Annotated in this window: 4 protein-coding genes and 1 tRNA gene; 4 read left to right on the top strand and 1 reads right to left on the bottom strand. The window is 58.9% G+C overall.

Annotation, left to right across the window (positions count from 1 at the left end; translation table 11 throughout):
* Positions 1-347 precede the first annotated feature (347 nt).
* The gene (uvrB, locus tag SAHL_RS02550; RefSeq protein ID WP_123589841.1) at positions 348-2,366 is read right to left on the bottom strand and encodes an excinuclease ABC subunit UvrB; all 2,019 of its coding nucleotides are present in this window, start codon (positions 2,364-2,366) and stop codon (positions 348-350) included.
* Between the two features lie 197 nt (positions 2,367-2,563).
* Here uvrB and SAHL_RS02555 point away from each other — a divergent pair.
* The 4 genes from SAHL_RS02555 to SAHL_RS02570 all read left to right on the top strand — a co-directional run.
* Positions 2,564-2,639: transfer RNA gene (locus tag SAHL_RS02555), tRNA-Asn, on the top strand.
* Positions 2,640-2,726: 87 nt separating this feature from the next.
* Entirely contained in the window at positions 2,727-3,764 is a 1,038-nt protein-coding gene (locus SAHL_RS02560) for a tyrosine-type recombinase/integrase (protein ID WP_123589842.1), read from the top strand.
* 30 nt (positions 3,765-3,794) lie between these two features.
* Positions 3,795-5,573: an ATP-dependent nuclease gene (locus tag SAHL_RS02565; protein ID WP_123589843.1), complete on the top strand. Its 1,779-nt coding sequence runs from the start codon at positions 3,795-3,797 to the stop codon at positions 5,571-5,573.
* Positions 5,573-6,570 (top strand): site-specific DNA-methyltransferase (locus tag SAHL_RS02570; protein WP_148045458.1); only part of this gene is annotated, 998 nt, incomplete at its 3' end. The genes SAHL_RS02565 and SAHL_RS02570, both read left to right, overlap by 1 nt.

The raw sequence follows: 6,570 nt of genomic DNA on the forward strand, positions 1-6,570 counted from the left end.
GGACGGCTCGATATCGTCGTCGTTCCGGGCCACCGCGTCACACCGCTGCGTTTTCGTGCGGCCTCTTTGCGCAGGCGAGACGACCGCATCGCCCCCTTTCGCGCCAGTCGATCGCCGCTCCCCGCCGGCCAGCGCGCGGCCGCCGCCGTGGTCGCGATACGTCAAACACATGGCGAAGCGGCGGCCGGACGGCCATCGGCCACGCGCACTGCGAACAGCGGCTGGACACATCGCGCCGGTCGACGCCCGCAACCCGGAGCGGCTCGGCACCTTTCGCGAAGCCTCGGCCCGGCCTCTTCGCCGATCACGCGTGCCGCGGCTCGATGACCACGAGCCGCGACATCGAATCAGCCCGCCTTGGCCGGCAACTCCAGTGCGTGTTCGCGGATTTTCGCGATCCGGTCGCGCAGCTCGCCGGCCTGCTCGAACTCAAGGTTCTCGGCGTGCTTGAACATCTGCTTCTCGAGCTTGTCGATCTCCTTGGCCAGCTGGCTGGCCGACATGCGCGCATAGTCGGCGCCGACCTCGGCCACCTTCTTGCGCTCCTTGGCGCTCGAGTAATCCTCGTAGCCGTGACGCATGACGTCGGCCACCGCCTTCTCGATCGTCTTCGGCGTGATGCCGTGCTCCTCGTTGAAGGCGATCTGCTTGGCGCGGCGCCGTTCGGTCTCGTCGATGGCACGCCGCATGGAGCCGGTGACCTGGTCGGCGTAGAGCACCGCCCGGCCCTCGACGTTGCGCGCTGCCCGGCCCATCGTCTGGATCAGCGAGCGCTCGGCCCGCAGGAAGCCCTCCTTGTCGGCGTCGAGCACCGCCACCAGCGCGACCTCGGGGATATCCAGCCCCTCGCGCAGGAGATTGATGCCGACCAGGACGTCGAACTCGCCCAGCCGCAGATCACGAATGATCTCGCTGCGTTCGACCGTGTCGATATCGGAGTGCAGATAGCGCACCCGCACGCCCGCCTCGTGCAGATATTCGGTCAGATCCTCGGCCATGCGCTTGCTGAGCACGGTCACCAGCACCCGCTGTTCGCGCGCCACCACGTCCCGGACCTCCGAGAGCAGATCGTCGACCTGATTCTCCGCCGGCCGCACCTCGATATCCGGGTCGACAAGCCCCGTCGGGCGCACGACCTGTTCGACGGTGTTGTCCGCGTGCTCCGTCTCGTACGGGCCCGGCGTGGCTGAGACGTAGACCATCTGCGGCGCCACGCGCTCGAACTCCTCGAACTTGAGCGGCCGGTTGTCCAGCGCCGAAGGCAGACGGAAGCCGTACTCGACCAGCGTCTCCTTCCGCGCTCGATCGCCCTTGTACATGCCGCCGATCTGGGGAACGGTCACGTGCGACTCGTCCAGCACCATGATCGCGTCGTCGGGCAGATAATCAAGCAGACAGGGCGGCGGCTCGCCCGGCGCGCGCCCGGAGAGATAGCGCGAATAGTTCTCGATGCCGGAGCAGAAGCCGATCTCGTTGATCATCTCCAGATCGAAGAGCGTGCGCTGTTCGATCCGCTGGGCCTCGATCAGCTTGTTCTGCGACTCGAAGTATTTAACCCGCTCCTTCATCTCGGCCTTGATCTGATCCATGGCCCCGACGATGCGATCGCGCGGGGTGACGTAATGCGTCTTGGGATAGATCGTCAGCCGCGGCACCTTGCGGTTGATCGTGCCGGTGAGCGGATCGAAATAGGACAGCCGCTCGATCTCGTCGTCGAACAGCTCGATGCGCACAGCCTCCTCATCGGCCTCCGCCGGAAAGACGTCGATGATCTCGCCGCGTACGCGATAGGTGCCGCGTTCCAGCGCCATGTCATTGCGCGTGTACTGCAGTTCCGTCAGGCGCTTGACGATGTCGCGCTGGCCGATCGTCTCGCCCTCGTCCAGATGCAGCACCATCGCGAAATAGGCCTGGGGATCGCCCAGACCGTAAATCGCCGAGACCGACGCCACCACGATCGTGTCGCGCCGTTCGATCAATGCCTTGGTGGCCGACAGCCGCATCTGCTCGATGTGCTCGTTCATCGACGAATCCTTCTCGATGAAGGTGTCCGACGACGGCACATAGGCTTCCGGCTGGTAATAGTCGTAGTAGGAGACGAAATATTCGACGGCGTTGTTCGGGAAGAACTCCTTCATCTCGCCGTAGAGTTGCGCAGCCAGCGTCTTGTTCGGCGCCATGATCAGCATGGGCCGCCCCGCCCGCATGGCGACGTTGGCCATCGTGAAGGTCTTGCCCGACCCGGTCACGCCCAGCAGCACCTGGTGCGCCAGGCCGTCGTCCAGCCCTTCTACGAGCCCCTCGATGGCCGCGGGCTGGTCGCCGGCCGGGTCCCAGTTCGCCTGCAATTTGAATCGATCGCTCATGAGATGGAGGTTCGGCCTGTGTACTAAAAATACAAGTGGGCGCGCCGAGGAAAGCCGCGTGGCCGGGCCGACGCGAACGCGTCCGAGAACAAGCTGACGCATCGCCGCCCGATTCACCGGCCGGACGGCTTGCCAAGTACCGCATGTCGCCCTAGAATACGCGACCTTCGCCGCAGGGCGATGCATGCCAACGCCGTTCCCCGGTAGCTCAGTTGGTAGAGCGGGTGACTGTTAATCACTAGGTCGGCGGTTCGAGCCCGTCCCGGGGAGCCATCAAATCAATGGCTTACATCTGTAAGTCGCATTCTTCAACGTCAATAGGTACATTATAGGTACACTTGCGACGCTGGAGGCCATGCGATGGCCACCCTCACCAAGACATCTGCCGGCCGCTGGAAAGCGGTCATTCGCCGCACCGGCTGGCCTACTAGCTCGAAGACCTGGCGTACCAAACGCGACGCCGAGGATTGGGCCCGACGCACCGAAGACGAAATGGCCCGCGGCGTGTTTCAGCGCCGGGCACCAGCGGAACGACTGACCCTGAGCGGCGCCATCGACCGCTACCTCCGCGAAGTCACACCGACCAAGAAAGCCAGCACGCAGACCGGCGACAAAGCCAAAGCCAAAAAGCTACGCAAGGCCCTGGGCCAATACAGCCTTGTGGCAATCACGCCTGATGTCGTCGCCGACTACCGCGACCGACAGCTCGACGAGCACAAATCGCGCGACACGGTACGATTACAGCTCGCCCTGCTCTCCCATATCTTCGAGATTGCGATCAAGGAATGGCGTATCGGGCTTTGGGCCAATCCTTGCCGCGCCATCCGGTCACCCAAGCCCGGCAAACCACGTGACCGCCGCCTTGACGCCGATGAAGAACAACGCCTGCTGATAGCGGCAAAAGGACAATCGAACCCGATGCTGGCGCTCATGATCCGATTGGCGCTGGCGACCGCGATGCGCGTAGGAGAAATACAGCGCCTCCATCGGTCCGACATTGATCTTGAGCGCCGCATCGCCCTGTTGCGCGATACCAAGAATAATCAGGCCCGTGCAGTCCCGCTTAGCAGTGAAGCGATCCGTGTACTTCGGGAAGCACTCGATAACCCGGTCCGCCCCATCGATTGCGATCTGATCTTCTTCGGAGAGCCAGGCCGTGACGGCACCAGAAGTGGATTCGAGTACGGCCCGAGCTGGCGTCAAGCAAAGCGCGACGCTGGCATCACAGACCTTCGGTTTCACGACCTGCGCCACGAGGCAGTCAGCCGGCTTGTCGAGCTAGGTTTAAGCGATCAAGAGGTGGCGGCTATTAGCGGTCACCGAAGTATGCAGATGTTACGCCGGTATACTCATCTGCGCGCGGAGGATTTGGTGAAACGCCTTGATTCATTAGGTTAATAATGTATTAACAGTAAAGGGGGACCGTTTATGCATCGCTTAAGCCATCTTGTTATCGAAAATTTTCGCGCCTGTAGGCGTATCTCTTTACCACTCGAGAGCTACACACCCCTCGTTGGCCAAAATAATACTGGCAAATCAACGATCCTCGACGCTATTCGATGGGTTCTTAAACCAAGCACGCTTAAAACTTCTGATTTTCAGGATCCAAGCCGGCCTATAGCGGTTGCCGCATGCATCGACGGCATTGAACCGGAGATTTTGGAGCGCATTCCTGAACAGAAGCATCGCAAAGCAATCGAGCGTTATTGCTGCGAAGGACGGCTCTGGATCCGAGCCATCGCGAACGGCACGAGTAAACCCGCGAGAGAGGTTTGGGAGGTGGAGCATTGCTCGCAAGAGGGCGAGCCAAGCGACTGGCGATCTTACCCAACAGGTCTGCCAGATGCGGTGTCTGCGTTGCTACCCGAGCCGCTACACGTCGAGGCCATGAAAGATCTCGGAGAAGACCTAGGCAAAGCTAAAGCAGGAACGACGATAAAGGGCTTGCTTGACGAAATCATGGCGCCAATTGTGGACGCCCACGAAGATTTGAGCCACGCGCTGGACACCATCAGCCAAATATTAACAGCCGATGGAGAGCACCGTTCACGGCATCTTAGGGAATTCGACGAGGCCGCATCGAAGGTTTTGAGTGATTTTTTTCCAGGGCTAACGCTAGACCTCGACTTACAGATAGTGGATATCAAGGAGTTTTTTAAGGCGGGAGATTTGCATGTCACCGACGAAGTAACGGGTGATCGGCGCCGGTTCGATCAGATCGGCACTGGCGCACAGCGTGCAATTCAAATGGCGTTGATTCGCCACCTAGCGGAGACACGAAGCGCCAACGTAGAAAAACCATCGCGCCGCCTGCTGTTAATCGATGAACCGGAACTCTACCTGCATCCGCAAGGTGTACGCCGCCTTCGGCATGCGCTGTCGCGCCTCGCCGGGACCGGCTTCCAAGTTGTCTTCTCCACCCACTCACCACTAATGCTCAGTCGCGAAAATGCCGCAGATACGGTGATCGTGGGCAAGACTGCTGCGGATGGTGTAACTGCGCAAAAGCCCCTGCGCCAAGCCGTGCGTGAGGCCGTCGCGAATGCTGAGAGCCAAGCTCGCACGCTGTTCGAACTCGGCAATCTAGCAGAAATCTATTTTGCCGAACGCGTCGTGCTGTGCGAGGGGAAAACGGATCGGCGACTTTTGCCGCTTGCCTATGAAAAGCTCTATGACCAAACTCCGGAGCTTGATCATATCGCGTTCGTTTCGCCCGGTTCCTGCGCCGATTTCCCGAAAGCATTGTCAGTGCTAACTGCTATGGGAATCCAAGCATGTGCAGTGGCGGATCTGGATTTTGCCTATACCCACGCGCGATCGGGTGGACTGCTCCCGAGAGACAGTGAAGATATGGCAAACGCTAAAGCGCTGCTCGGACGTTTACAGTCGGATGTTGGTTTCACGCTGGGCGGAAACGGTTTGCCACAGACCGACAGAAAAACCGGCTGGAACGCTGCCGATGCGTGGGCGCACTTTGCCGTTGATGAAAATGGATGCGCAATTGTCGAAGGTAGCCATAAAGACCTCAAGGCCAATAAGGTCTGGATCTGGCGACAGGGCTGTATTGAACACGTCACCGGTGCAGCGGGAAAAGGCGAAGACGCCATCATCGAGCAAGAAGATCAGTTGCGCGCACTGAGCGCGGCGGATATCGAACAACAAATGCCTGCTTTCAAGGCGTGCTTTGACTGGATAAGGGACTTTTAATGCCGACGCTCGAGTTCAAGGGCAAGCAGTTCGTCTATTCCCACCATCTTGGGGTGCCATTCCGCGAGTTGCAGGTGGTGCCGGACAAGTCCCTGCCAGCCGAGGGCAAGCGGCCTTCGCTGGACGACAATCTAATAATCCACGGCGACAACCTGGAAGCGCTGAAGGCGCTGCTGCCCACCCACGCCGGCAAGGTCGATTGCATCTTCATCGACCCGCCCTACAACACGGGCAACGAAGGCTGGTGCTACAACGACAACGTTCGCTCGCCGCTGATGAAAGAATGGCTCAAGAAATCGGCTAATCCAGTAGACAAGGAAGACCTCGAACGGCACGACAAGTGGTTGTGCATGATGTGGCCGCGTATCAATCTCCTAAAGGAGTTGCTATCTGATGATGGCAGCATCTGGATGACACTGGATGACAACGAAATACATCGCGCGAGAATATTATTCGATGAAATCTTCGGCGAAGAAAACTTTGTGTGTTGCGCCGTTTGGGAAAAAACATACACTCCGAAAAGTAACGGCCGAGTAATTAGTACTGATCACGACTATGTGCTCGCCTACAGCAAAACTGACGCATTCGTAGATCATGGCTGGAACTACCTCGACCGCAATGAAGAACAGCAGAGTAGATTCACGAACCCAGACGACGATCCCAAAGGCCCCTGGAGAACTTATCCCTTAGACGTTAGGACTGAGAATAACGAGCGCAGGGAGAAGTACCGATACCCCGTCACTCTTCCCTCTGGCCGAGTAGTACGGCCAGCCAAAGGTAGGCACTGGTCACTACCAGAAGAAGAATTTAAAAAGCAGCGTAAACGTGGAGAGATTTATTTCGGCAAAACTGGCGATGCAATGCCGAACAAGAAAGTCTATTTCGACAAAAAAGAAGATAAAGGCGTTATTGCGCGTACTTGGTGGGGGGGTTCTCACCCGTTAATGCGGACACTTCAAAGAAGGCTCATCATGGGCCGGCAAAAGGAGTGTTATGC

Origin of the sequence: Salinisphaera orenii subsp. halophila YIM 95161 (genome assembly GCF_003732545.1) — a bacterium.
GTDB lineage: Bacteria > Pseudomonadota > Gammaproteobacteria > Nevskiales > Salinisphaeraceae > Salinisphaera > Salinisphaera orenii_A.